The sequence below is a fragment of the Acinetobacter lwoffii genome (assembly GCF_049367455.1).
GTDB lineage: Bacteria > Pseudomonadota > Gammaproteobacteria > Pseudomonadales > Moraxellaceae > Acinetobacter > Acinetobacter lwoffii_W.
This window is the reverse complement of the sequence record NZ_JBMPXW010000001.1, coordinates 2,228,748-2,252,355: the sequence shown is the minus strand read 5'-3', so window position 1 is coordinate 2,252,355 and position 23,608 is coordinate 2,228,748. Positions and strand designations below refer to the sequence as shown.

Below are 23,608 nucleotides of genomic sequence, written 5' to 3'. Positions count from 1 at the left end.
TGGAACAATATACTCACTGAATTGGTACAATTAGTGCTAAACTTTTTACAGTTTAAAATCTGCTAATTTCATTATGACCGCGAAAAATTTATACGCTTATACCCTACAGCCTGTGAACTATGAAATTTCAGAAGCCGAGCAGCGTCATGCTCAGCTGGTGATCTGGCGTAGTACCAATAAAATTGGCATGAAAGCATGGCTGATCATGGGTGCTGTTGTTGCACTTTCTATTCTGGGCATTCTGCTCCTGAAGAACTATTCTACCGTGTTCTGCTGGGTGGCCATTGTCTGTGTGGTGTTGTATTACCTGATCCGTACCTTTGGTCTGGAATGGTATGTTAAACGCAAGATGAATGAATTTCCGGTACAGGAAATCAAAGGTGTTCGCCTGGGCGTGCAACCGCACGGCATCGTGATGCGCCAGAAAATGGGCATGCAAGAAGGTGTTGGCGCGATTAGCTGGAAAGACATCTATGAATGGTACAACACACCAGAATTCATGTTGGTCAATTTCAAAGTAAAAGGCCAGCAAGGTGCGTATATCCTACCGAAACGTCTGGACAGCAAAAACTTCTCTTTCGCCACGATTCGCAAGCACCTGGAAGCGGAAGTGGGCGCAGCAAAACAAATCTAAACTGTTCTTTCTTCAGTGAAAAACCTCCTGCCCCGGCATGGAGGTTTTTTTAATCTTAAAACAATAAATGATAATGAGAATAAATATTATCCTCAACATCTATAATTCAGGTTTAAACTTCAGTTATAATTTTGCCACTTTTATAGATCTCACCCTTAATCTGACGACCATGTTTAAAAAGACATTTTTCCAAATCCACTGGTTTCTGGGGATTACAGCAGGTTTAATCCTCTCGATAATGGGGGTCACTGGCGCAATCTATTCCTATGAACAACAAATATTAAAATGGATGAATAGCGACAGTTATACGGTTCAGGTTCAGCAACGTGACAAACTCACGCCTGCCGAGCTGTATCAGCACTTTAACCGTACTGCGCCTGACATGAAGATCAACAGTATTACCGTAGTACAAGATCCAAGTGCTTCGAGTACCGTGAATGTTGCCAAAGAAGGCGCACGGCGTGGCCAGAACATTATGATCAACCCGTATACTGCGGAAGTCTTGCCAGAGATTAAGGGTCGGGAATTTTTCCAGTTTGTTCAGCAACTGCATCGTAATTTGACGGTTGGTCCAGTAGGTAAGCAGATTACCGGTGCCTGTACCCTGATGCTGATCTTTTTTGTCTTGTCAGGTCTGTACCTGCGCTGGCCGAAACGTCATTCGATCAAGCAATGGTTCTTTGTAAAACCTCAGCTGAAAGGCCGTAATTTTATCTGGGATCTGCACGCTGTTGTGGGAACCTGGGTGGTGATTTTCTACCTGATTCTGGCCTGTACCGGTCTGTACTGGTCTTATGACTGGTGGCGCAACGGCATGTTTAAGGTGCTGGGTGTAGAGCGTCCACAACCGGAAATGCAGGTCAATGCCGGCAATAACCGTGGTGAAGGACGTACAGGTGGCGAACGCGGTATTGGTGGTGAAGGCCGCGAAGGTCTCAGCCCTGAAGCTACTGTACGTGCGCTAGACCAAAGCTGGATTGGCTTTAACACTGAATTTTCAGATAAGTATTCTACTGTAACGTTTAACCTTCCGAAAAAACTGGATGGTGAAATGCAACTGAACTTCGTCGATCCGATCGCTCAACATGAACGTGCACGAAACAGTGCCACTTATAATTACCAGACAGCTGAATTTACCAAAGTTGAGCTGTATGAAGATAAAAAGCTCAATGAAAAGATCATGAGCAGCATGTTACCGGTGCATCGTGGCAGCTTCTTCGGCCCAATTTACCAGTTCTTTGCCATGGTCGCAGCCTTGTTGATGCCGTTGTTCTTTGTGACCGGCTGGATGCTCTATCTGAAACGTCGTAAACAGAAGCGCTTAACACAGGCAGCACGTCAAGGTGCGACTGCAGTGAACCTGGATGAAAATGCCAAACCGTGGCTCATTGCTTATGCCTCACAAACAGGGGTTTCTGAGCAACTGGCTTGGCGTACAGCGACTGCCCTGCAGGAAGCGCGTCAACCGGTAACAGTCAAGCCAGTACAACAACTGACGCTAGCCGATTTACAACAAACCGAACAGGTATTATTTGTTGCCAGCACCTATGGCACAGGTGAAGCGCCGGATCTGGCCTCTTCTTTTGAGAAAAAAATCCTGTCTGCTCAAGCTGATCTCAGTTATTTAAGTTATGCGGTATTGGCCTTGGGTTCTCAGGAATATCCAGACAGCTATTGCAGTTTTGGTCACCGTATTGATCAGTGGTTAAAACAGAATGGTGCCCAGCAGCTATTCAATACGATTGAAGTCGACAATGCCAATAACGAGCATATCCAGCAATGGAATACTGCACTGGAACAAGTCACTCGACTTGAGCTACAAGCGATGAGTATCGATAAGACCTTTGATCACTGGAGTTTGAGTAAACGTGAAGTCCTCAATCCGGGTAGTCTGGGTGCGCCTGCCTTCAATATCGAACTGACCCCTGAGCATGAAGCCGTCTGGCAAGCAGGTGATATTGCCGAGATTCAGCCAGGAAATAGCCCAGAACGTATTCATGCATTTATGCAAAAGCACCAGATAGCAGCGGGTACACAAGTACCTTATATGCAACAGAATATTGAACAGGCACTCTGGGATCGTGATCTGACTCAGGCTGAACCTTTTGATTCTCTGGATCAGCTCCTCACGCAATTACCGGTTTTGGCAACACGTGAATACTCCATTGCCAGTATTCCAAGCCAGCAGGTTTTACGTTTGGTGGTACGTCAGCAAACCGATGCTAGTGGTAATCTGGGATTGGGTTCAGGCTGGCTGACCCAGCATGCGGCTCTCAATGCGCCCATTGCACTGCGTATTCGCAGCAATGAATCTTTCCACCTGATTGATGACAACCGCCCGATTATCTGTATTGGTAATGGTACCGGCATTGCCGGACTATTAAGTCTGCTCAGTGCGCGTAACCGTCAGGACTATAGCCAGAACTGGCTGATCTTCGGTGAACGTCAGCGTGAACACGACTTCTTCTTTGAAGAAACCATTCAGGCCTGGCTGCAAATGGGAACCCTGAAACGTCTCGATCTTGCATTCTCGCGCGACCAGCAGGAAAAAGTTTATGTACACCATAAACTGCGTGAACAGGCTGAAGAACTAAAAGCTTGGATTGCTCAAGGTGCAGTGATTTATGTCTGTGGTAGCATCAATGGCATGGCCAGCGATGTGGATCAGGCCCTGATTGAGATTCTCGGTGAAACGATGTTAGATCAATTACGTCTGGATGGACGTTATCGCCGTGATGTATATTAAGATAACCTGATATGCTAAAAACCGGGCTCAATGGCCCGGTTTTTATTGAAGATGCAAAAGCAATAATAAGAATATGAATAAGAAAAAAAGGAACCCTGAATGCTCAATCAACTTAAACGAAGTCTTAGCCTGATCTGTGGTTTGATCCTATGTATCAATAGCGTCTGGTTACTGAGCCAAGGTCAGAGGCATTTTGCTATTGCCCTGTCGATCTTCATTGGGGTGGCACTCATCCTGTACGCCTCATTTTTTTCATCTATTCAGCGCTGGAAACAGAATTCCCGATTCAGAACCTTGTTCTGGAACAGTCTCTGGGGCGGATTTTTATTCTGGATAATCAGTGTCGCGGCTTTCTTCGCTTATATCCAGATGTCAATCAACCCGACTGTTCCGGCACGACCTGCTGCAGCGATTTTAGTATTAGGTAGTGGTATTAATCAGGGTCAGCCCTCACCCATCTTAAAAAATCGTCTGGATACCGCAGCAAAATATGCAGAACGATATCCAAATACTTTAATCATTATGACCGGTGGACGAAATTTCCGGGAGAGACAGAGCGAAGCTGAAGTCATGCAAAGTTATATCTACACGAACTATCCGCAGCTCAAAAACCCCATTAGCTTAGAAGATCAAAGCAGAAGTACCCAACAGAACCTGCAATATTCTCAGGCAATCCTAAAACAGCAACATATTGATCGAAATGAGCCCATTGCGATTGTCACTAGCGATTTTCATAGCCCTCGTGCCCGTGCCATTGCCAGACATCAGGGTTATCAACAAGTCATCAGCCTGAGTGCCAGCACACCCCAGAATGTTCGCTATAATTCCTGGTTACGCGAATATTTTGCTTTGATAAGTGGCTGGCTACTGAATGAATATTCATTGTTCCAATAAACAAGCTGTTTTAAAAACAATAAATTTAATTTAAACGGATCTGCCTAGGCAAAGGCATATCCGGATTTTTAAACAGTTCCGGCTTTTGCACATAGATCTGATACAGATAATTTTTAATATCAAGTAATAATTTTTCCGGTGCCACCAGAATATTCTGCCCTTCCGGGGTCAGGTCAAGCGAAACAATGGTACTTTCCTGACGTAAAAAGGGAATGACTTTCTCTACAAAATCCTTGAGACCAATTTCCTGAATCTCGTAATTTTCCCAATTGTCTTTAATCAACAGTCGAGCCAGACCTTTACTTTGCCAACAGGCAAATGCGCGTTGTCCGGTCGGCGTGGCACATAAGGCCCACCCATCCTGATAGAGTGCAAAAATGCCAGCATTAGCAACAATGGCTTCAATATATTGCTTATAAAGCTGTTGAGGATCGAAAGCAGTTTTTTGGGATTTGGTCGCGGCTTTGCGCTGATAGGGATTTCTCATGGTCGTGAAATCTTAATATTATTATAATACAATCAGATTCTAAGGAATAAATAGAGTTGAAGCAAGAAGATATGGTGGGCGCTGACGGGATCGAACCGCCGACATTCTGCTTGTAAGGCAGACGCTCTACCAACTGAGCTAAGCGCCCTGAGAAAACAACAACGTTGTTTTAAATGACGCAAGACCAACAAGGGATGTAGTCTTGGTATCTTGAAAACTCAGATCTCAGGAATCCAAGCTTCTCATCTTAGGATGGCGCAGCGGACGGGGCTCGAACCCGCGACCCCCGGCGTGACAGGCCGGTATTCTAACCAACTGAACTACCGCTGCATCGTAAGAATCTGGTGGGCGCTGACGGGATCGAACCGCCGACATTCTGCTTGTAAGGCAGACGCTCTACCAACTGAGCTAAGCGCCCTGATAAAGAGTGTCAATCTTTAGTTTATTAAATTTAGGCTCAGGGACCTCAATTTAATTTCTTTTGAAATGGCGCAGCGGACGGGGCTCGAACCCGCGACCCCCGGCGTGACAGGCCGGTATTCTAACCAACTGAACTACCGCTGCATCGCAAAAGAATCTGGTGGGCGCTGACGGGATCGAACCGCCGACATTCTGCTTGTAAGGCAGACGCTCTACCAACTGAGCTAAGCGCCCTCAAAAGGTCTATCGTATAAATGGCGCAGCGGACGGGGCTCGAACCCGCGACCCTCGGCGTGACAGGCCGATATTCTAACCAACTGAACTACCGCTGCATTTACACAATGTCGCTATTGTGGCAAACGAAAATCAAGATCTTAAAGTGGCGCAGCGGACGGGGCTCGAACCCGCGACCCCCGGCGTGACAGGCCGGTATTCTAACCAACTGAACTACCGCTGCAACTATAAGGTCTCAACATGAAAGAGCTTGGTGGGCGCTGACGGGATCGAACCGCCGACATTCTGCTTGTAAGGCAGACGCTCTACCAACTGAGCTAAGCGCCCTTTCTAAACGTCTATCATCGTTTGATGGGTGCATTATAGAGAATCTGCACAGCCTGTCAAACGCTTTTCGGAATGTTTTCCACTTTTTAGGTGTGAGTGATTAAAAAATAGGTTGTTTGTTAAAAAAAACAACACTTTTTGTTTATTTTTTAAGTCTCTACCGAAATTTTTTAATTTTCAAAATGAAAATTGAAGCGAAATTTTGTGTTTTACCCTGCGAAGTTTCAGTCTAACCACACGACATATTGCAATTCTGATTAAGGATTATACAAAGCTTTAAAATACTCGACGTTGTGTTCATGTAATCTTTCAACTGTCATTTATTTTTATTCAGAAAATGCCAGTAAATCTAAGCTTCAAATAATCATTTAACCCATTCCATGCGATAAAAATACCATCTGGATCAGATTAATCAATCTTTTCTGCTGTCTCCACCAAGCAGATTCAGTCCATAAAAACAAAACCATTTTCACATAATCTTAAAATCTAACTTTTATTCGCTTTTCGAAACATTCAGCCTGCCCAGATCTAATGCCTGTTCTGAAATATAGACCAGTGCATCTTCACTGATCAGGTCAAATAATTCAGCGACCTCCGGATTACGCATACGGATACAGCCGTGCGACAGCGGCTCTCCCATCTTTTCAGTTTCTGGGGTGCCATGAATATAGATATAACGCTGATAGGTATCGCAGCCCTCCCCTTGATTAAAACCTGCCTCAAGGCCACTCAGCCATAAAATGCGCGTCAGGATCCAATCACGCTGCGGAAATTCTGCTGCCAATTGGGGATTATAAATTTCACCCGTCGCCTGACGTGCGACAAATACACTATTTAAGGGAGCATTCTGACCAAACTTTTCAGCGACTTTGTGCCAGCCACGAGGAGTCTGGCCACTATTTTCAGTTTCGCCAATGCCATTTTTGCCACTGGAAATCAGATATTGCTTGTTTAGACGGGGCAGATACAGTTTTTGTTGGGCAAGATCAATCAGGATATCGGCTTGATCCAGATGCAAGGTATTCATGACTTGTTATTCTCAGACTCTATTTTATTTGGCTCTATAGGGTTTAATTTGCTATCTACAGATTGCGGAGTTTGTAGATCTGTCTTTTCTGGGTCGACTGTATTTTGCTGAATAATGATCTGATTCGGTTCAGGGCGTCGCCATAACCAGATCGCGACGATCAGCATAGTAACATTGGTAAAGGCTTTTACGGCCAAGGGTGCTGTGGTAAACAGCATGATGATCCCGCTGATCAGCATCATGATACTGGCCAGCCATTTGGCCTTACGCGGTACAGTACCATGCGCGCGCCAATCTCTTAAGGTCGGACCATATTTAGGATGATTCAATAACCAGTCATCCATTTGCGGCCAGCCTTTGGATGCCGCCCAGGCCGCCAGAATCAAAAAGACCGTTGTTGGCATACCCGGCAGGATTGCACCGATAAAGCCCAGGATCACAAACAGCACCACCAGACTTCGCCAAAACAACACTTTCATACATCAACCCTAGCCGCAGAATTCAGGTAGTATAAAGCGTTTTCCGATACTGTCCGTTGTATTTCTGCACTTTTCACAGGTTGTACTATGCCCTTTTCCAATTTAAACCAAAATCTTGTAGAAGCCTGGCAACGTTATCAACATCCTTTGGTGCGGCAACTAGCATTCGCTGTCGGCAGTCCGAATATCCTGTCCGGTATTCCGGATGAACTTGAACTCATACATCGTTTTGAACTGCATGACAGCCAGACCTGGCAGCAACATCTTAGCCGTTATCATCCACGCCTGGAATTTCTTGATCAGCATCCAGAAGAATTAATCGAATTTGTACAGCAACTGAAAAGTACGCGTTTAGGGCTGCGCTTCGAAATGCTGGTCTGGTTCTGGTTGCTCGATGATGCTTACCATCCCTATCGGCTGCTTGGTCACAGTCTGCAAAAAATTGAGGGTGCCAAGACCTTGGGTGAGTTGGATTTTCTGTTATTAAATACCGATACAGGACAGATTGAACATTGGGAAGTAGCACTAAAATATTATCTGGCCGAAGCCGATTTTAGCCTGCCACATTGGTATGGCCTGAACCGCACCGATACTTTAATCAGAAAAATGAAGCATTTCACACAAAAACAATTCCAGTTTGATGAGGCTTTGCAGCATCCCATTCAAAGACGGTTTTGCGTCCTGAAGGGACAGCTATATTTGCCTACACATCATGCCGATCAGCCAATTCCCTCATGGATCAATACCGAGCGTCGTCTGGGCTTATGGGGACAGCATATTCCTGCTGCACAGCACGGTTTCTATCGTCTGCAACGACATGAATGGATTTATCCGCAAGACCGGCCGAGCAGTTCAGCTGCGATCTGGTGGACGGATGGTCTCTATAAAAAACTCGATAGTGATGACTTTTATATGTATCGCAATCCGGTGCTGATTCAGCATCCTTCGCATAAGCCCCTATAAAGCATTACATTTATTAACCGAAGCACTATGAAAACCACATATTTTTTAGAGCGTATATTTTCTACTCTAAGTCCCACATCATAATAATTTTATTATTGATTATACGGAGATGATGATGAAAAAAATTCTTGCTGCTTCATTAATGATGGCTTTTGTATTGACTGGCTGTAATACCGTAAAAGGCATGGGTAAAGATGTGTCTAAGGCTGGCGATGCGGTAACCAATACTGCTGAAAAAACCTCTGACGAAATCCGTCAAAACTAGTTTTTTACTAAACGCTCACAGAACCCTATCTCAGATAGGGTTTTTTTATATCAGTCGTTCACATTCAAGCCTATATTCGCCTATTATAGAACCGAAAAAATTATCGACCGTTGAATACCGTATGAGCTCTTCCGCTACCCTCGATTTAAGTCTGCAACTATTACGTCAGCCTTCTGTCACACCGATTGATCATGACTGCCAGAACATCATGGCTGAACGTTTAAAGAAGATTGGTTTCAATATTGAATCCATGCGCTTTGAAGATGTAGATAATATCTGGGCACGCAAAGGCACAGCAAGTCCGGTCTTCTGTTTCGCTGGCCATACCGATGTTGTGCCAACAGGGAATCTGGATGCCTGGAACTCAGATCCTTTCCTACCTGAAATCCGTGATGGCAAGCTTTATGGTCGTGGCAGTGCCGACATGAAGACCGCTTTAGCAGCCATGGTAGTCGCAACAGAACGTTTTGTTGAAAAATATCCGAATCATAAAGGTTCAATTGCCTACCTGATTACTTCAGATGAAGAAGGCCCGTCGATTAATGGCACGGTGAAAGTGATTGAAACACTGGAAGCACGTAATGAGAAAATCACTTGGTGTCTGGTTGGTGAACCTTCAAGCACTAACAAACTAGGTGATATTGTTAAAAATGGCCGTCGTGGGTCTTTAAATGCCAATCTCACAGTCAAAGGCAAACAGGGTCATGTGGCTTATCCGCATCTGGCCGTGAATCCGATTCATACCGCCTCTAAAGCGATTGCTGAACTGTGCGACACAGTCTGGGATCATGGCAACGAATATTTCCCGGCGACGACCTTCCAGATTTCCAATATCAATGCAGGTACAGGCGCAACCAATGTTGTTCCCGGCACCATGAACCTATTGTGCAACTGGCGCTATTCAACTGAAGTGACCGCCGAAGAACTCAAAGCACGTACACTGGAAATTCTGGATCGTCATGGTGTGGACTATGACATTTCTTGGACTTTATCTGGCCTGCCTTTCCTGACGCCAGTTGGTGAACTAGTAAATGCAGCTAAAACCGCCATTCTGAATGTGACAGGGACTGAAACTGAACTATCGACTTCGGGCGGTACCTCAGATGGCCGCTTTATTGCGCCTACAGGTGCACAAGTTCTGGAACTTGGCGTATTAAATGCCACGATTCATCAGATCAATGAACATGTCGATATTGCAGACCTAGAGCCACTGGCTGAAATTTATGAGCAGATCTTGGTCAACTTACTTGGGAATTAAATAAATAGATGACGTAATAAAAAGGAACTCCATGAAGTTCCTTTTTTATATTTTATAGTTTGAATTACAGCCCGATTGCAGCCTGAATATTCGTCATATTCGGAATATGGAACAGCTGTTCGTTCATGCGCACATATTGAAAGATGGCAGGATCATTCACGGGCTGATCGACATCGACCACTTCAGAAATACGGATCCGGATGGTTTTCGGCATTTCATTGCACATCAAGGCAAAGCGCTGAGTGATTTCATCACCCTCAATCACCAATGCCACCCCATTTTGACGTGAAGGATCATTCACTGCATAGACCGGCAATTGGGCTTCATGCCACTCCACTATCTTAACCTGGGTATTACTATCCAGTGCTGACAGGACAATGTTTTGTGGCAATAACATCGGATCTTTGCCATGACAATCAATAATATAGGCATCAATAAATCCGGTCGATACCGTAATCAGATGCTGAAGTTCCTGCTGGCTAATCTGATCAGCCATTTTATTGCTTGAATTGGTCTGACTCATATATTACCTCTGTTTTTCAGCAATCAGTTGCTGGATATTGGCCAACAGTTCCGCTTCCTGGAACGGTTTACCCATATAGTGCGTTACGCCCAAGCTGAATGCACGTTCACGATGCTTCTCACCGGTACGTGAGGTAATCATGATAATCGGCAAGTCACGGTGAATATCATGGTGACGAACCAGATTGGTCACTTCGAAACCGTCCATGCGCGGCATTTCGATATCCAGCAACATCAGATCCGGTCTGACGTTTTCAAGCTGCTCGATCGCATCTACGCCATCTTTGGCAGTGACAATATCATAGCCTTGACGTTCAAGCAGACGCGACGTCACTTTACGTACAGTCACCGAGTCATCGACAATCATCACCAGACGACGTGCATTTGAATTACGCGAACCATCACGCTGATCATTCAGCTGTTTGACACGCTGTGTCGCCTGAATCTGGCGGGCAACATTCTGTCCATCGAGAATCAGACAGACCTGACCATCACCCAGAATCGTGGCACCGGCCACTACCCCGACGTTGGCAAACTGCTGTCCAATCGGTTTTACTACAATCTGCGCTCGTGAACCGACCAACTGATCGACCAGCAAGGCAATGGTTTGACCACTATTACCTTTAATCAACAGCACCGGCAATGAATGACCAACATTATTCAGACGTGGAATCGGCTGGTTGCCAACAAACTCAGACAGATAACGCAGCTTATAGTTTGCGCCATCGATCTTGAAATAGTCATCTTTACTGTTGAAATAGCTTTCCAATGTGGTCGGTGCAATACGCACAATTCGGTCAATCTGCGCCAGAGAAATCGCATATTGCTGATCGCCCACTTTCACCATCAAGGCATCGCTGACCGCTACGGTCGTCGGTACGCGAATCGTAAAGACCGTACCCTTGCCCAGTTCCGAGCTCACTGACACATGGCCGCCCAGTGATTTGATCTCGCTTTGTACCACATCCAGACCGACACCACGACCAGAAATCTGGGTCACTGCTTTCGCGGTACTGAAACCAGGATGGAAGATAAATTGCAGGATTTCTTCCTGATCAATGACTTGATCCGCTTTGATTAGATCCAGACTCAGCGCTTTTTCACGAATCTTCTCCGCATCGATCCCCTTACCATCATCACTAAAGGACACGATTACATCGGTTCCCTGACGGCTGATGTTCAAGACAATAGAACCGACTTCCGGCTTGTTCAGTGCGATACGATCTGCAGTATCTTCCAGACCATGGTCAATCGCGTTACGCAGCATATGCTCAAATGGGGTGACCAGACGCTCGAGAATGTTACGATCCAGTTCACCTTCGGTATTCTGTACGACCAGTTCTGCAGGACGGTTCAAGGTGGTCGAGGTTTGACGCACGATACGCTGTAAACGCGGCAACATCCGATCAAATGGAACCAGACGGGTACGCATCAGGCTTTCCTGAATCTCGGCCTGAATACGGGATTGTTGCAATAACAGACCTTCAGTTTCGCGAATCTTGTCGGCCAGTGTACTCTTGAAGTCGACCAAATCTGATGCAGATTCTGCCAGTGATTTAGACAGCTGGTTGAGCGACGAATACTGGTCCATTTCCAGCGGGTCAAAGTCGGCATAGCGCGAGTTCTCTGAACCATGTTTGGCAATAATCTGTGATTCCAGCTCGCCTTCCATTCGACGTAACTGATCAGCAAGACGCTTGATCGCCAATTCCATCTCGTTCAAGGTATTGCCAAGCTGCCCTAGGTCCATCTCGATACGCGAACGGTTAATCGAGTTCTCACCGGACAGGTCAATCATCTTCTCGACCAGATCAGCAGAGATACGGATCATCTCGTTATTGCTATCGCTGGTGCCGCTATTCGCCCACTCACCCATCATCTGTGGCGGTTCAGTACCATCACCTTCAACAAAGCCGAAGTCGGTGCTGACCACCAGATTATCTGTTTTCGCCAGACGCTCAGGCAATTGCGCAGTAACGTCCACATAAGCAATCTTTTTCAGACTGCTGTACAGCTGATCAAAACCGTTATAGTCACGCTGGAAAATCGCCTGTCTTAACCAAACCAGCGTTTTCTGCAATAAGCCATCATAAGCATTCGAGTTAAATTGGTAGACCGCAAACTGTTCGAAAGTCGTTTCCAGCTCATAGGCAATACTGGCCACTTCTTCAACATCAATCATACGTGCGCCACCCTTGATACTATGGGCAGCACGCTGTAATTGCAGCAATAAACTACGGTCACTACGCTGATCAAACCATTGATTGAGGAGCTTCTCGGCATTCGCCAGAATCTCTTCGGATTCTTCCAAGAAAGATTCTTCAACAATCGATTTCAGTTCGTCTTCTTCAGAACGTTCTACTGGTATGTCTTCAGTAGCCTCAGGAGATTCCAAGATTTCCAGTAATTCTTCAGCTTCAGCCAGATCAGTTGCAGGCTGTTCAGTCGTTGCTGACTCTTCAAGTTGCGGCTCAGAAATTGATGTCGCTTGGACCTCTGCAACTTCAACTACAGTGTTCGCGCTCTCCGCAGCAGCAACAGCTTGTCCAAACACCAGCGCCTGAATATTTTGCAAAATCGCAATCGCTTCTGGTGCAGGATAATCAATACCGTCTTCTCGAATGGATTGAATACGATCGGAAACGTTATCCTGAACCAGACGAATAATCTGGATTAAAGCAGGTGTCACGGCAATTTGCTGACGGATCACCCGCTCATAAATACTTTCCAGTTCATGTGCAATCAAACCGATATGCAAAGCTGCAATCATGTTTGCACCACCTTTTAAGGTATGCAAATGACGCATCAGATTGTTCAGTGAGGTTGTATCGTCCTGTTTTTTACTCCAGGTATTCAGATCTTCATCAATCCCTGCCAGCAATTCATCCGCTTCTTCCAGGAAGATACTTAATAATTCTTCATCAAAATCACGGTTGGTTTCAGTACTTTGCTGCTGTTGACGATCCGCAGCGATACGTTGGCTCAAGCCAGCAAAATCCACACTACCAGTCGCGACAGTTTCAGCCACCTGTGTGCTCTCTGAGCTTAGCTCAACATTCTGATTGGTATTATCTTCAGCAAATATTTCCAGATCCTGCTGCACAAATGCAGACAGTTCACTGAGTATTTTTTGAATCTCATCATTCAGAATGACGCGCTGTCCTGCGGCCAAGGTATCAAATAAATGAATAAATTCCTGATGCGCCTGTGCGAACAGTTCATAAGCATAATCGCTGTTTAGCAGCACTGGCTTTTCAAGCAGCGCATCATAAGCCGATTTCAGATCGGCAGTGAATTCATGAATTCCCTGCGCTGCCCGGCTTTCTGTATGTGCCAGCAATTCCGCAGCCTGCTGGCTGAGTGCCTGAATATATTCCGGATAATCGACTTGGGCGCGTTTATCAAATTCAAACTCGGCATCCAATAACAGATCAATATCCAGCTCAACCAGTTTGGACACCAAGCCTTGCGTCTGAATACTATTGGTTTCAGTAACTGCAAAGCCATAATCATTCCAGACACGCTCAAAGGTGGCATATACCGCATCCAGTTTTGCAGTGTTGCCCTGACGTAGCAAATGCAGATAGTCACTGACAAACTCGGCATACTGAATCAGTAAAGCAGTTTCTTTTGAGGTTGAGACAATTTCATCTTGCAGCAGGGTTTTGAACAGATGCTCTACTTTAGAGCTGGCCTCAAAAATCTGGTCAATCTGCGCCATGGATGAACTGCCGCGCAAGGTATGAATCGCACGAATTAGCGCATTATAATCTTGTGATTTTTCATCTTCAGTGCGAAGGAAGGTGGCAATCGTTTCCAGATGCTCTTCTGCTTCTTCAATAAAGATCGCCACAGTTTCTTCGATATCACTGCGAACCGGTACTTCTACTGGCGCTACTGTTAGCTCAGCTTCACTTGGCTCATTGTCTGCAAGCTCAAGACCTGTCATCTGACCTTCAGCGGTCAAATGAACTGCCAATGCCAGTAATTCTTCCAATGCAGGCTCAGGCGAAATTTGTTGTTGTAATTGTTGTCCCAACAGCACCATTGGACGCAGGTCGAGATCCAATTGCTGTACATGTTTGAATTTTGGATATAAAGCATATTGATAGACATTCAGTACCGCTTGGGCAAATTTTTGCACCGTCGGTGTTAGCTGAATCGAACCGGACAAAACCCGGTTTAAGGTATCTTCAACCGCCCAGGCCATTTCCCCTGCCGATTTTGCCCCGACCATGCGGCCTGAACCTTTCAGGGTGTGAAAATGGCGGCGAATGGTCTTCAGATTTTCTTGATGATCTGGATTGCTCAACCATTCTGGAAATAAAGCATTTAACTCAACGAAGATCTCTTCGATTTCCTCAACAAAAATTTCAAGAATTTCTGCATCTTGGTCAAGATAACTATCTTCAGGAAGCGTTGTCGTTTCAACTAAATTTTTTAATATTTCTTTCATAGCTCATGCTTCTTACGTTATGCCGCCAAGAAGGGCGCTCAAACTTAATTGTGACCGTCACGCGATACCTAACGTATGAAGTTAAGTACATCTTGTCGAGGCTTTATCTGTATTTTCTGAATGTGTCTCAACCGCGGTCAAGACACATTTCCCCATCATGTCTGACTTTATTCTGGTAGTTTAAAGTCAGATACAGATTCACGTAATGCATCGGCCATGTTTGCCAGTTCAGATACTGAACGTGCTGTATCGAAGGTTGCACTGGTGGTTTGCGAGGTAATTTCCTGTACGACATTCATCGTGGTCGCAATATGACCTGCAGATGCTGACTGCAGTTTCGCAGCATCAGAAATGTTCGCAATCAGTTTCGCAAGGTTGTTCGATACTGTTTGAATCTCATCTAGTGCTACACCGGCATCTTTAGACAAGTTCGCACCACGTACAACTTCCGATGTAGTTTGTTCCATCGAAATAACGGCTTCGTTGGTATCCGTTTGAATGGTTTTTACCAGGCCTTCAATCTGCTTGGTTGCAGAAGCTGAACGTTCCGCAAGACGCTGTACTTCATCGGCTACGACCGCGAAACCACGACCTGCTTCACCCGCCATCGATGCCTGAATCGCTGCGTTTAATGCCAGGATGTTCGTCTGGTCGGCAATATCGTTAATCAAGGCAACGATGTTACCAATTTCCTGAGAAGATTCACCCAAACGTTTAATACGTTTTGAAGTTTCCTGAATCTGTTCACGAATCGTGTCCATACCCTCAATCGAGCGATGTACGACATCCGCACCGTTTGCAGCAATTTGTACTGAACGCTCTGCTACCACCGCTGATTCATCGGCGTTGGCAGATACCTGGTCAATCGACAGTGCCATTTCGTTAATCGCTGCAGAAGCACCAGCAATTTCTTGTGCCTGATGCTCAGATGCTTCAGCTAACTGGTTGGTAATGCTTTGTGTAGTTGCAGTATATTGCGCAACTTCTTGTGAAGTTTCAGTAATACGCGATACCAGGTCACGTAACTGGTCAATCGCAAAGTTAATCGAGTCGGCAATCGCACCGGTAAAGTCTTCAGATACTGTTGCATATGAACGCAAGTCACCATCTGCAAGATCGGCGATCTCATCCAGTAAACGTAAAATCGCATTCTGGTTACGGTCATATTCTTCTTGTAAACGGCCTACACGCTGCTTATCCGACAAACCACGCAGAGAAAGCAACTTGAATACACACAGCAAGAAACCGACTAATAATGCGATTAGCAGGACTGCCGGAACAACCGTTTTAAGACCTGAGTTACCCGATAATTTATTCAGGTTATCCAAAAGCACATCAGATTGAGAAAAAATAGATGCGGCTGCCTGACGAACTTTTACGATCTGTGTAGAGTTTTTCAGAATAATCGCTGATGCAGATTCCAGTACGTCATCATATTCAGCCTTGATGCCTTCCAGAGATTCACGCAGAGTTGGATCATCAATACGCTGTACACCCAGTTCAGCAGAACCATTTAACTGTGCATTCAGATAAGAACCAAAAGTTTCGGTATCGGCACTGAAGTCATCCGCAGATTCACGTGAACCATCATTACCTGTCAGTACCAAACTGATTGAACGTAAGATACGTTCTGCAATGAATACCTGGTTTTTGGCAATAACCACCTGGTTCGATGGCATATCTTGACGTGCCATCTGGTCGACCATCAAGTTATATTCCGCCTGAATCCCTGGAATCGCTTCACCAATCGCGATGTTGGTGTCGTATAACTGGTTAATAATTTTTTGTTGCGAGGTAATCAGATCAATACTGCTGGATACTTCTGTCCACTGTTTATCAACAGCTTGCAACGCATCATTGTTAGAGTGAATACTTTTAACTGTCTCAAGGTTTTCAGCAAAAGCTTTTTGCGAATCAGTCAGGTTCTTCATGGCCTCAGGCGTACCCGAAGCTGTCGCTTCAGTCGCTTGGCGCGAAATCGTTTGCGAGAGGAGACGCAAATCACCCAGACTTTGAGTGAGTTCATTGGTACGTGGAACACTATAAAAAAGATACAATAAAGTGATCAGTGCGGCTAAAAGACAGCCTGCTGCTCCATAGATCAGCGGTTTTGATTTCTCACTATCACCGAAGACACGTGATAACTGATCTACTTGCGTTTGAATCTTAGCTAAAAAAGCATTACCGCCTTTGCGGCCAGTGCTCTCACCTGTATTTTTCTTTTTAAGTTTAAAGCCCATGCAGCCTCTCCCCGGTTGACGCCTTGCTTAGTTTCGAGCGCGACATTTAATTTATAAATTTTATAGATGCGTTCATAAATTTTGGATTTTGCAACAGACGACTGAATAAAAACACATGCCACTGCTGGTTGTGCTGATGGAAAAACCCCTGACAATATTCTTGTAAGTTTTTATCCAATTCAGATTTCTTCGAAAAGAAACTTTTCTTATTGAAATGTTGTATACCCAAAACTTGATCTACGACCAAACCCACATACTGGTCATTATGGTTGATGCATAATACTTTTTGAGTCGGTGAAAATTGACTGCTCTGCCCTGATACATACTGCGTCAGATCAGAAACCGATAACAGTCTTCCCCGGATATTCGCCAGACCCAACACCCATGCTTGTGTCTTGGGTACCGGCGTATATTCTGGGGGATAAATCACTTCTGATACTTCCCCCAGCGGGGCAACAAAATATTGCCCCATCATCTCAAAAGCAATGCCCGACCATCGGTTAACTTCATTGCCATTGGAAACGTAGTTTTTATTCCCCCGTTTCGCAATGCGAAGCAATTCGATAAATCCATTTGCTGCCATAGAGCTTATCCTGCATTGAGGTGCTGCTTAATTACATCTATTAATTGTTTTTCATCGACTGGTTTTGTTAGATAATCCGCTGCGCCTTGACGCTTGCCCCATACACGGTCAGTGGCCTGATCCTTAGTACTCACAATCACGATTGGAATATGTTTGGTCGTTGCACCACGTGCAATCTGGCGGGTCGCCTGAAAACCATTCACGCCCGGCATAACCACATCCATCAGGACTAGGTCCGGCAATTCTGCCTGTGCCATGGTGACGCCATCTGCGCCATTGGCTGCTTCAATCACCTCAAAGCCGTGTTTAGAAAGAATCTCTCTAAAGCGAAAAGTTTCTGTCGGTGAGTCATCCACAATTAGGATACGTGCCATGCCAATTCCCCAAAAAAATCAAATATTAAGCACTAATATGGTTACGGATTGCATTGAGCAATTCATCTTTACTAAAAGGTTTAGTCAGGTATTCATCTGAACCCACGACACGACCTTTGGCCTGATCAAATAAGCCATCTTTACTCGATAGCATAATCACAGGAATATTCTGGTAATTCTGAGAGTTTTTGATTAAGGCGCAGGTTTGATAACCATCCAGGCGCGGCATCATAATATCTACAAAAACGATATCTGGATTTGCTTCGGCAATTTTTGACAAAGCCTCAAAACCGTCTACTGCAGTAATGACCTCATAACCTTCGCGTTGAAGAAGAGTTTCCGCAGTACGACGAATGGTCTTTGAGTCATCAATAACCATAATTTTTAGATTTTGGAATTTATCGTCCATTTGTTTAACCCTTCCCATTTTAGAAACTATATGCCATAAGGCTCATAGGATTATTTTATTACGATCGATAAACATTTTTAACATAAAGTCACTTGTATTATCAATGAACATTTTCTACACAAGTAGACAAAATCATTTATTTTTAATAACAGCTTCACATTTTCTTATCGTTATTGGTTTTTTTTTGACTAACGGTAGTTTTTTATTGATAAATTTAAGTCTAATATAACAAGATTATTACTTTAAAATAAGTAATTTAGTCAACTTTAAATTCGGGGAGCCAATGATGAGTCAGTTTTTAAGAAAACTTGCTGTCATTGATAAAAATAAAATGACTGGTCAATTCATTGTTGTTGTGCTGCTACTGTTACAGGTGAGCTTAACGTGTGCGAGTAGTAACCAACTCCCGCAAAAAGCCACTTGGTATCGTTATTATGACAGCAAGGGTGTGGCCAATATCAGTACTAATGTCACGCCAAATCATATCCGTTATGGTTATGAAGCACTTGACCAGAATATGCAGGTGATTAAGCGTGCCCGTCCTTATAATGCCGAAGCGGATATCAGGCAAGCGCCACAACGTGCCCAACAGGCGCAGCGAATTGCCGAAGATCATAAACTCAAGCGTGCTTATAACAATAGCCAGACCGCTTTACAGAAAAAGAATGACAGCCTGGTCCAGTTAAAAAAACAGATTGATTTTCAGCAAGAACAAATGAAGCAACTGCAAAAAGATCGGGTCATGTTTGTGCGTCAGGAACGTGAATATTTACGTAAAGGTAAAACCCCACCGGCACAGCTGAAAACAACATTAGACAATAACCAGAAAAATCTCGCTTCCCAGAAAGAAAATATTCAATCTTTACAAAGTCGCTATCGAAATCTGGAAGCAGAATACGACAAAATTATCGCCCGTTTAAAAGCACTTGAATAAATACAAATAGCTAGCCGTGGTTTTGATCCATAGCCAGCTAAAAGGACTCATATGCAAACTGCACCGCATTCTCATGATTTAAATATGCCTTCCCCGCGCTCTATCCTGATCATGAGTGCACTTTGCTTAAATATGTTTTTAGTGGCTTGTGATAAAAATGAACCCGTACAGCAAACCGAAACAGCCAAATCCATTGAAGTCATTCCTCAAGATCTAGTTGCAGTTCAATCTGGCAATTCAGTTCAAAAAACCGCATTCACCGGCACCATTCGTGCAGTCAATCAAAGCAGCATACAGTCACAGGTCTCTGCTACTGCCACCAGCGTAAACGCACAGGTAGGTCAAACAGTTGCCAAGGGACAAGTGCTGGTACGCCTGAATAATCAGGACAATGCAGCTCGTCTGGCACAGGCGCGTGCGAATCTGGCCTCAACTCAAGCGCAAGCCAATCAGGCGCACAACATGATGCAGCGTAAAAAGCGTCTGCTCGATCAGGGGTTTATTTCAAAAGTAGAATATGAACAAAGTCAGGTCGATTATCAGGCCCAGCTTGAAAATGTCCGCGCCCAGCAAGCCAATGTCGATATTGCCCAGAAAGCAGATCGCGATGGCACCATGACCAGCCCGATCAGTGGCGTGATTACCCAGCGTCAGGTTGAACCCGGCCAAACCGTGGCGATTGGACAAACCCTGTTTGAAATCGTTGATCCAAAACGACTGGAAATTCAGGCACGCGTACCCAGTGATCTGCAATCAGGTTTAAAACTGGGCAGTCAGGTCGAATACACTATTCAAGGGAACCCAAATCGGCTCACTGCCGTAATTAGCCGGATTTCCCCGATCGCAGATCAGGCCAGTCGCCAGATCGAATTCTTTGCCACGCCAAATGAAACAATTCCCTCACTTAGCATTGGCTCCTTTGTCGAAGGCAACATTCTGAGTTCACAACAGATCTCTGGCCAGCTGATTCCATTAGATACTGTCCAGGATATCCAGAGCAAACCCTATGTCTGGGTGATTCGCCAGAATAAAATTATCAAGGTCAATGTTCAGGTTCTAGAACAGCGTTATAGCGACAACATTGCCGTGGTTCAAGGACTGGAAAATGGCGATCAGGTCAGCCGGGTTAAGTTTAGCGAATCCGATCTGCAAAAAACTGTCACCCTTCGCGCCAACTAAAACCATTCATACAGGATCATTGACATGTGGTTTACCCGAATTAGTGTGAAGTATCCGGTTTTCACCATCATGATGATGTTCTGTTTGATGGTACTGGGACTGGCTTCCTGGCAGCGGATGGGCGTTGAAGAATTTCCTGATGTCGATTTCCCTTTTGTGGTGATCTATACCAACTATCCGGGCGCTTCTCCGGAAACGGTTGAATCGGAAATTACCAAAAAACTTGAAGATCAGATCAATACCATTTCCGGTTTAAAACAGGTGATTTCCCAATCCAGTGAAGGCCTGTCCATCATCACCACCGAATTTAATCTGGATGTCACGTCGACCACTGCAGCTCAAGATGTGCGGGATAAAATCGCCTCTGTGACTGCTGAATTCCGTGATGAAATTCAGGAGCCGATTGTCGAACGTTATGACCCGACGGCGAATGCGGTGATGTCGATCGTATTTGAATCCGACAATATGGATGTAAAAGCGCTCAGTTCTTATCTGGATCAGCGGATTGTGCCACAACTGCGCACAGTCCCTGGGGTCGGAACGGTTAATCTGCTGGGTGATGCACAGCGCCAGATCCGGATTCAGGTGCAACCGCAAAAACTGCAAGCCTTTGGCATCGGTGTGGACAGTGTCATCAATACCTTAAAGGCCGAGAATATCGAAGTCCCGGGGGGGACACTTAAATCGGGTAATTCGGAACTGGTCATTGAAATCAATTCCAAAGTCTTGCATCCCCTCGCCTTCGGCGATCTGGTCATTGCCAATAAAAACGGCATACCAATTTTCCTCAGACAAGTGGCTAATATTCAAGACAGTCAGGCTGAGCTGGAATCCGCTGCCTTTTTGAATGGCAAAACCGCAGTTGCGATTGATATTTTGCGTAGTTCAGATGCAAACGTCATTGAAGTAGTAGACAAGAGCTATGCAACTTTAGAAAGTATTGAGGCGCAGCTTCCGCAAGGTACCACTTTACAAGTAGTGGTAGATTCCTCCAAAAGTATCCGCGGCACCATTGGCGATGTAGCCCGCACCATTATTGAAGGTGCGGTACTGGCTGTGCTGATTGTCCTATTATTTTTAGGCTCTTTCCGTTCAACTGTGATTACCGGTTTGACCCTACCCATTGCACTCTTGGGCACGCTGACCTTTATCTGGGCCTTTGGCTTTAGCATCAATATGATGACTTTGCTGGCGCTGTCCTTGAGTATTGGTCTGCTGATCGATGACGCAATTGTAGTACGTGAAAACATTGTCCGGCATGCCGACATGGGCAAAGACCATGTAACTGCCGCGCTCGATGGCACAAAAGAAATTGGGTTAGCCGTGCTGGCCACGACACTGACCATTGTTGCCGTATTCCTGCCTGTGGCCTTTATGGGCGGAATTATTGGCCGTTTCTTCTACCAGTTCGGGGTCACGGTAAGTATGGCCGTTCTGATCTCGATGTTTGTCAGCTTTACCCTGGATCCTATGCTCTCTGCACACTGGGCAGAAAAGAAAAAAGATCCAAACAAAAAACCAGGTCGGGTGAAACGTTTCTTTAGCTGGATCTCCGGCAAGCTGGATAACTTAAGCCATGTCTATGAAAAATTATTAAAACTGGCCTTACGTTTTAGACTTATTACCCTGATGATTGCGGTCGCTTCATTATTTGGTGCTTTGGGTTTATCCAAACTGATCGGCACCGAATTTGTACCGGTCCCGGATAAAGGCGAAATCCGGATCAAGTTTGAAACACCGGTCGATTCATCGCTTGAATATTCACAAGCCAAACTGCAGCAGGTGGATCAGATTGTTCGTCAGCATCCGGATGTCAAAGCCACTTATGGGGTGATTAATGGCGCAACTGACCGCGGTAAAAACCATGTCAGTTTACGGGTGACTGTAACGCCGCGTACCGAACGTGAAAAGACCCTGAATGACCTGAATAATGAATTCCGCCAGCGTCTACAATCGGTTGCAGGAATCAGCATTACCTCGGTGGCATCCGCCGATGAAACCGTTTCAGGTGGCCAGAAGCCGATCATGATTTCGATTAAAGGTCCGGATCTAGATGAACTGCAAAAAATTTCTGATCGCTTTATGACGGAAATGGCGAAGATTAATGGCATTGTCGATCTGGAAACTTCATTAAAAGAACCCAAGCCGACTCTTGATGTACAGATCAATCGCGTCTTGGCCAGTGATTTAGGTTTATCGGTCAATCAGATTGCCAATGTAGTGCGTCCGCTGATTGCCGGTGATGATGTCACGACCTGGCAGGATGAAAAAGGTGAAACCTATGATGTGAATCTGCGCCTGACCGAAGACCAGCGCAGCTTGCCTAGCGATTTACAGAATATGTATATCACCTCGAATAAAACCGATGCCAATAATCAACCAATTCTGGTTCCGCTTTCGAGTGTCGCCAAATTTGAAGAAAAACTGGGCGCCTCGCAGATTAATCGACGTGATCTGGCACGTGAAGTTCTGGTCGAGGCCAATACTTCAGGACGTCCTGCAGGCGACATCGGGACGGATATCAGCCGCTTGCAAGAAAATTTCGATATGCCACCGGGTTATAGTTTCGACACTCAAGGCTCCAATGCCGACATGGCAGAATCCGCAGGTTATGCACTGACTGCGATTACCCTGTCGATTGTCTTTATCTATATTGTGCTCGGTTCGCAGTTCAACAGTTTTATTCATCCTGCGGCAATTATGGCCTCACTACCATTGTCGCTGATTGGCGTATTTCTGGCCTTGTTCCTGTTTAACTCAACCATGAACCTGTTCTCGATTATCGGCATTATCATGCTGATGGGACTGGTGACCAAGAATGCGATTCTGCTGATCGACTTCATCAAGAAGGCCATGGACCGCGGCGAAGACCGTTATGATGCGATTATTGCCGCTGGTAAAACCCGTTTGCGTCCTATTCTGATGACTACCAGCGCGATGGTCATGGGCATGGTGCCACTTTCCCTAGGGCTAGGTGAAGGTGGTGAACAAAGTGCACCGATGGCGCATGCGGTGATTGGTGGGGTAATTACCTCTACCCTGCTGACCCTGGTGGTGGTGCCGGTGATCTTTACTTACCTGGATGACTTTAAGAATTTTATGCTGCGTCAGGCACGTAAAATCATGGCATAATTTAATGCAACACAATGAGGTGACATTCCCAAAAGCTCACCTCAT

General features: G+C 45.3%; 17 protein-coding genes, 8 tRNA genes and 1 pseudogene. 9 read left to right on the top strand and 17 right to left on the bottom strand.

Annotated elements, in window-relative coordinates; translation table 11 throughout:
- Positions 1-73 precede the first annotated feature (73 nt).
- From ACO1B7_RS10740 to ACO1B7_RS10730, 3 genes are all read left to right on the top strand, one after another.
- The gene (locus ACO1B7_RS10740) at positions 74-634 is read left to right on the top strand and encodes a YcxB family protein (protein ID WP_004280696.1); all 561 of its coding nucleotides are present in this window, start codon (positions 74-76) and stop codon (positions 632-634) included.
- 169 nt (positions 635-803) lie between these two features.
- On the top strand, positions 804-3,380 hold the full coding sequence (locus tag ACO1B7_RS10735) for a PepSY domain-containing protein (RefSeq protein ID WP_423090184.1): 2,577 nt from the start codon (positions 804-806) through the stop codon (positions 3,378-3,380).
- 99 nt (positions 3,381-3,479) lie between these two features.
- Positions 3,480-4,274, top strand: coding sequence for a YdcF family protein (locus tag ACO1B7_RS10730; RefSeq protein ID WP_423090183.1), 795 nt, complete (start codon positions 3,480-3,482; stop codon positions 4,272-4,274).
- 25 nt (positions 4,275-4,299) lie between these two features.
- On the opposite strand, the gene ACO1B7_RS10725 is transcribed toward ACO1B7_RS10730, so the two are convergent.
- The 11 genes and pseudogenes from ACO1B7_RS10725 to ACO1B7_RS10675 form a co-directional block, all read right to left on the bottom strand.
- The gene (locus ACO1B7_RS10725) at positions 4,300-4,761 is read right to left on the bottom strand and encodes a DUF2750 domain-containing protein (protein ID WP_004645832.1); all 462 of its coding nucleotides are present in this window, start codon (positions 4,759-4,761) and stop codon (positions 4,300-4,302) included.
- A 72-nt stretch (positions 4,762-4,833) separates the two neighbouring features.
- A tRNA-Val gene (locus ACO1B7_RS10720) sits at positions 4,834-4,909 on the bottom strand.
- A gap of 105 nt (positions 4,910-5,014) precedes the next feature.
- Positions 5,015-5,091, bottom strand: a tRNA-Asp gene (locus tag ACO1B7_RS10715).
- A 12-nt stretch (positions 5,092-5,103) separates the two neighbouring features.
- Positions 5,104-5,179: transfer RNA gene (locus ACO1B7_RS10710), tRNA-Val, on the bottom strand.
- A gap of 69 nt (positions 5,180-5,248) precedes the next feature.
- Positions 5,249-5,325: transfer RNA gene (locus ACO1B7_RS10705), tRNA-Asp, on the bottom strand.
- A gap of 14 nt (positions 5,326-5,339) precedes the next feature.
- Positions 5,340-5,415: transfer RNA gene (locus ACO1B7_RS10700), tRNA-Val, on the bottom strand.
- Between the two features lie 21 nt (positions 5,416-5,436).
- A tRNA-Asp gene (locus tag ACO1B7_RS10695) sits at positions 5,437-5,513 on the bottom strand.
- 48 nt (positions 5,514-5,561) lie between these two features.
- A tRNA-Asp gene (locus ACO1B7_RS10690) sits at positions 5,562-5,638 on the bottom strand.
- A gap of 28 nt (positions 5,639-5,666) precedes the next feature.
- Positions 5,667-5,742 (bottom strand) — tRNA-Val (locus ACO1B7_RS10685).
- A gap of 493 nt (positions 5,743-6,235) precedes the next feature.
- Complete coding sequence (gene elsL, locus ACO1B7_RS10680; RefSeq protein WP_423090182.1) at positions 6,236-6,769, bottom strand: cell wall-recycling L,D-carboxypeptidase ElsL; 534 nt, start codon at positions 6,767-6,769, stop codon at positions 6,236-6,238.
- A gap of 125 nt (positions 6,770-6,894) precedes the next feature.
- Positions 6,895-7,248, bottom strand: a pseudogene (locus ACO1B7_RS10675) (YbaN family protein); the annotation flags it as partial.
- An 87-nt stretch (positions 7,249-7,335) separates the two neighbouring features.
- On the opposite strand from ACO1B7_RS10675, the gene ACO1B7_RS10670 reads away from it, so the two are divergent.
- The 3 genes from ACO1B7_RS10670 to dapE all read left to right on the top strand — a co-directional run bounded on the left by ACO1B7_RS10670 (position 7,336) and on the right by dapE (position 9,734).
- Entirely contained in the window at positions 7,336-8,211 is an 876-nt protein-coding gene (locus ACO1B7_RS10670) for a DUF1853 family protein (protein WP_423090181.1), read from the top strand.
- 112 nt (positions 8,212-8,323) lie between these two features.
- The gene (locus ACO1B7_RS10665; protein ID WP_004280704.1) at positions 8,324-8,476 is read left to right on the top strand and encodes an entericidin A/B family lipoprotein; all 153 of its coding nucleotides are present in this window, start codon (positions 8,324-8,326) and stop codon (positions 8,474-8,476) included.
- 121 nt (positions 8,477-8,597) lie between these two features.
- Positions 8,598-9,734, top strand: a complete 1,137-nt coding sequence (gene dapE, locus ACO1B7_RS10660; RefSeq protein WP_423090180.1) for a succinyl-diaminopimelate desuccinylase — start codon at positions 8,598-8,600, stop codon at positions 9,732-9,734.
- 64 nt (positions 9,735-9,798) lie between these two features.
- Here dapE and ACO1B7_RS10655 read toward each other — a convergent pair whose 3' ends face one another.
- The 6 genes from ACO1B7_RS10655 to pilG form a co-directional block, all read right to left on the bottom strand.
- Complete coding sequence (locus ACO1B7_RS10655) at positions 9,799-10,257, bottom strand: hypothetical protein (RefSeq protein WP_180180481.1); 459 nt, start codon at positions 10,255-10,257, stop codon at positions 9,799-9,801.
- 3 nt (positions 10,258-10,260) lie between these two features.
- Entirely contained in the window at positions 10,261-14,712 is a 4,452-nt protein-coding gene (locus tag ACO1B7_RS10650) for a hybrid sensor histidine kinase/response regulator (protein ID WP_423090179.1), read from the bottom strand.
- A 167-nt stretch (positions 14,713-14,879) separates the two neighbouring features.
- Positions 14,880-16,952: a methyl-accepting chemotaxis protein gene (locus ACO1B7_RS10645; protein WP_004645841.1), complete on the bottom strand. Its 2,073-nt coding sequence runs from the start codon at positions 16,950-16,952 to the stop codon at positions 14,880-14,882.
- A gap of 46 nt (positions 16,953-16,998) precedes the next feature.
- Positions 16,999-17,535 (bottom strand): chemotaxis protein CheW, encoded by a 537-nt coding sequence (locus ACO1B7_RS10640; RefSeq protein ID WP_004280709.1) that lies wholly within the window; start codon positions 17,533-17,535, stop codon positions 16,999-17,001.
- 5 nt (positions 17,536-17,540) lie between these two features.
- Positions 17,541-17,909 (bottom strand): response regulator, encoded by a 369-nt coding sequence (locus tag ACO1B7_RS10635; RefSeq protein ID WP_004280710.1) that lies wholly within the window; start codon positions 17,907-17,909, stop codon positions 17,541-17,543.
- 25 nt (positions 17,910-17,934) lie between these two features.
- Entirely contained in the window at positions 17,935-18,318 is a 384-nt protein-coding gene (gene pilG, locus ACO1B7_RS10630; RefSeq protein WP_004280711.1) for a twitching motility response regulator PilG, read from the bottom strand.
- Between the two features lie 286 nt (positions 18,319-18,604).
- Between pilG and ACO1B7_RS10625 the strand changes: the two genes are divergently transcribed.
- Genes ACO1B7_RS10625 through ACO1B7_RS10615 form a run of 3 tightly spaced genes read left to right on the top strand, consistent with a single transcriptional unit; the run spans position 18,605 to position 23,563 of the window.
- Positions 18,605-19,252, top strand: coding sequence for a hypothetical protein (locus ACO1B7_RS10625; RefSeq protein WP_004645843.1), 648 nt, complete (start codon positions 18,605-18,607; stop codon positions 19,250-19,252).
- A 51-nt stretch (positions 19,253-19,303) separates the two neighbouring features.
- The gene (locus ACO1B7_RS10620; RefSeq protein WP_004645844.1) at positions 19,304-20,431 is read left to right on the top strand and encodes an efflux RND transporter periplasmic adaptor subunit; all 1,128 of its coding nucleotides are present in this window, start codon (positions 19,304-19,306) and stop codon (positions 20,429-20,431) included.
- 24 nt (positions 20,432-20,455) lie between these two features.
- Positions 20,456-23,563, top strand: a complete 3,108-nt coding sequence (locus tag ACO1B7_RS10615; RefSeq protein WP_423090178.1) for an efflux RND transporter permease subunit — start codon at positions 20,456-20,458, stop codon at positions 23,561-23,563.
- The last annotated feature ends 45 nt before the right edge of the window (positions 23,564-23,608 follow it).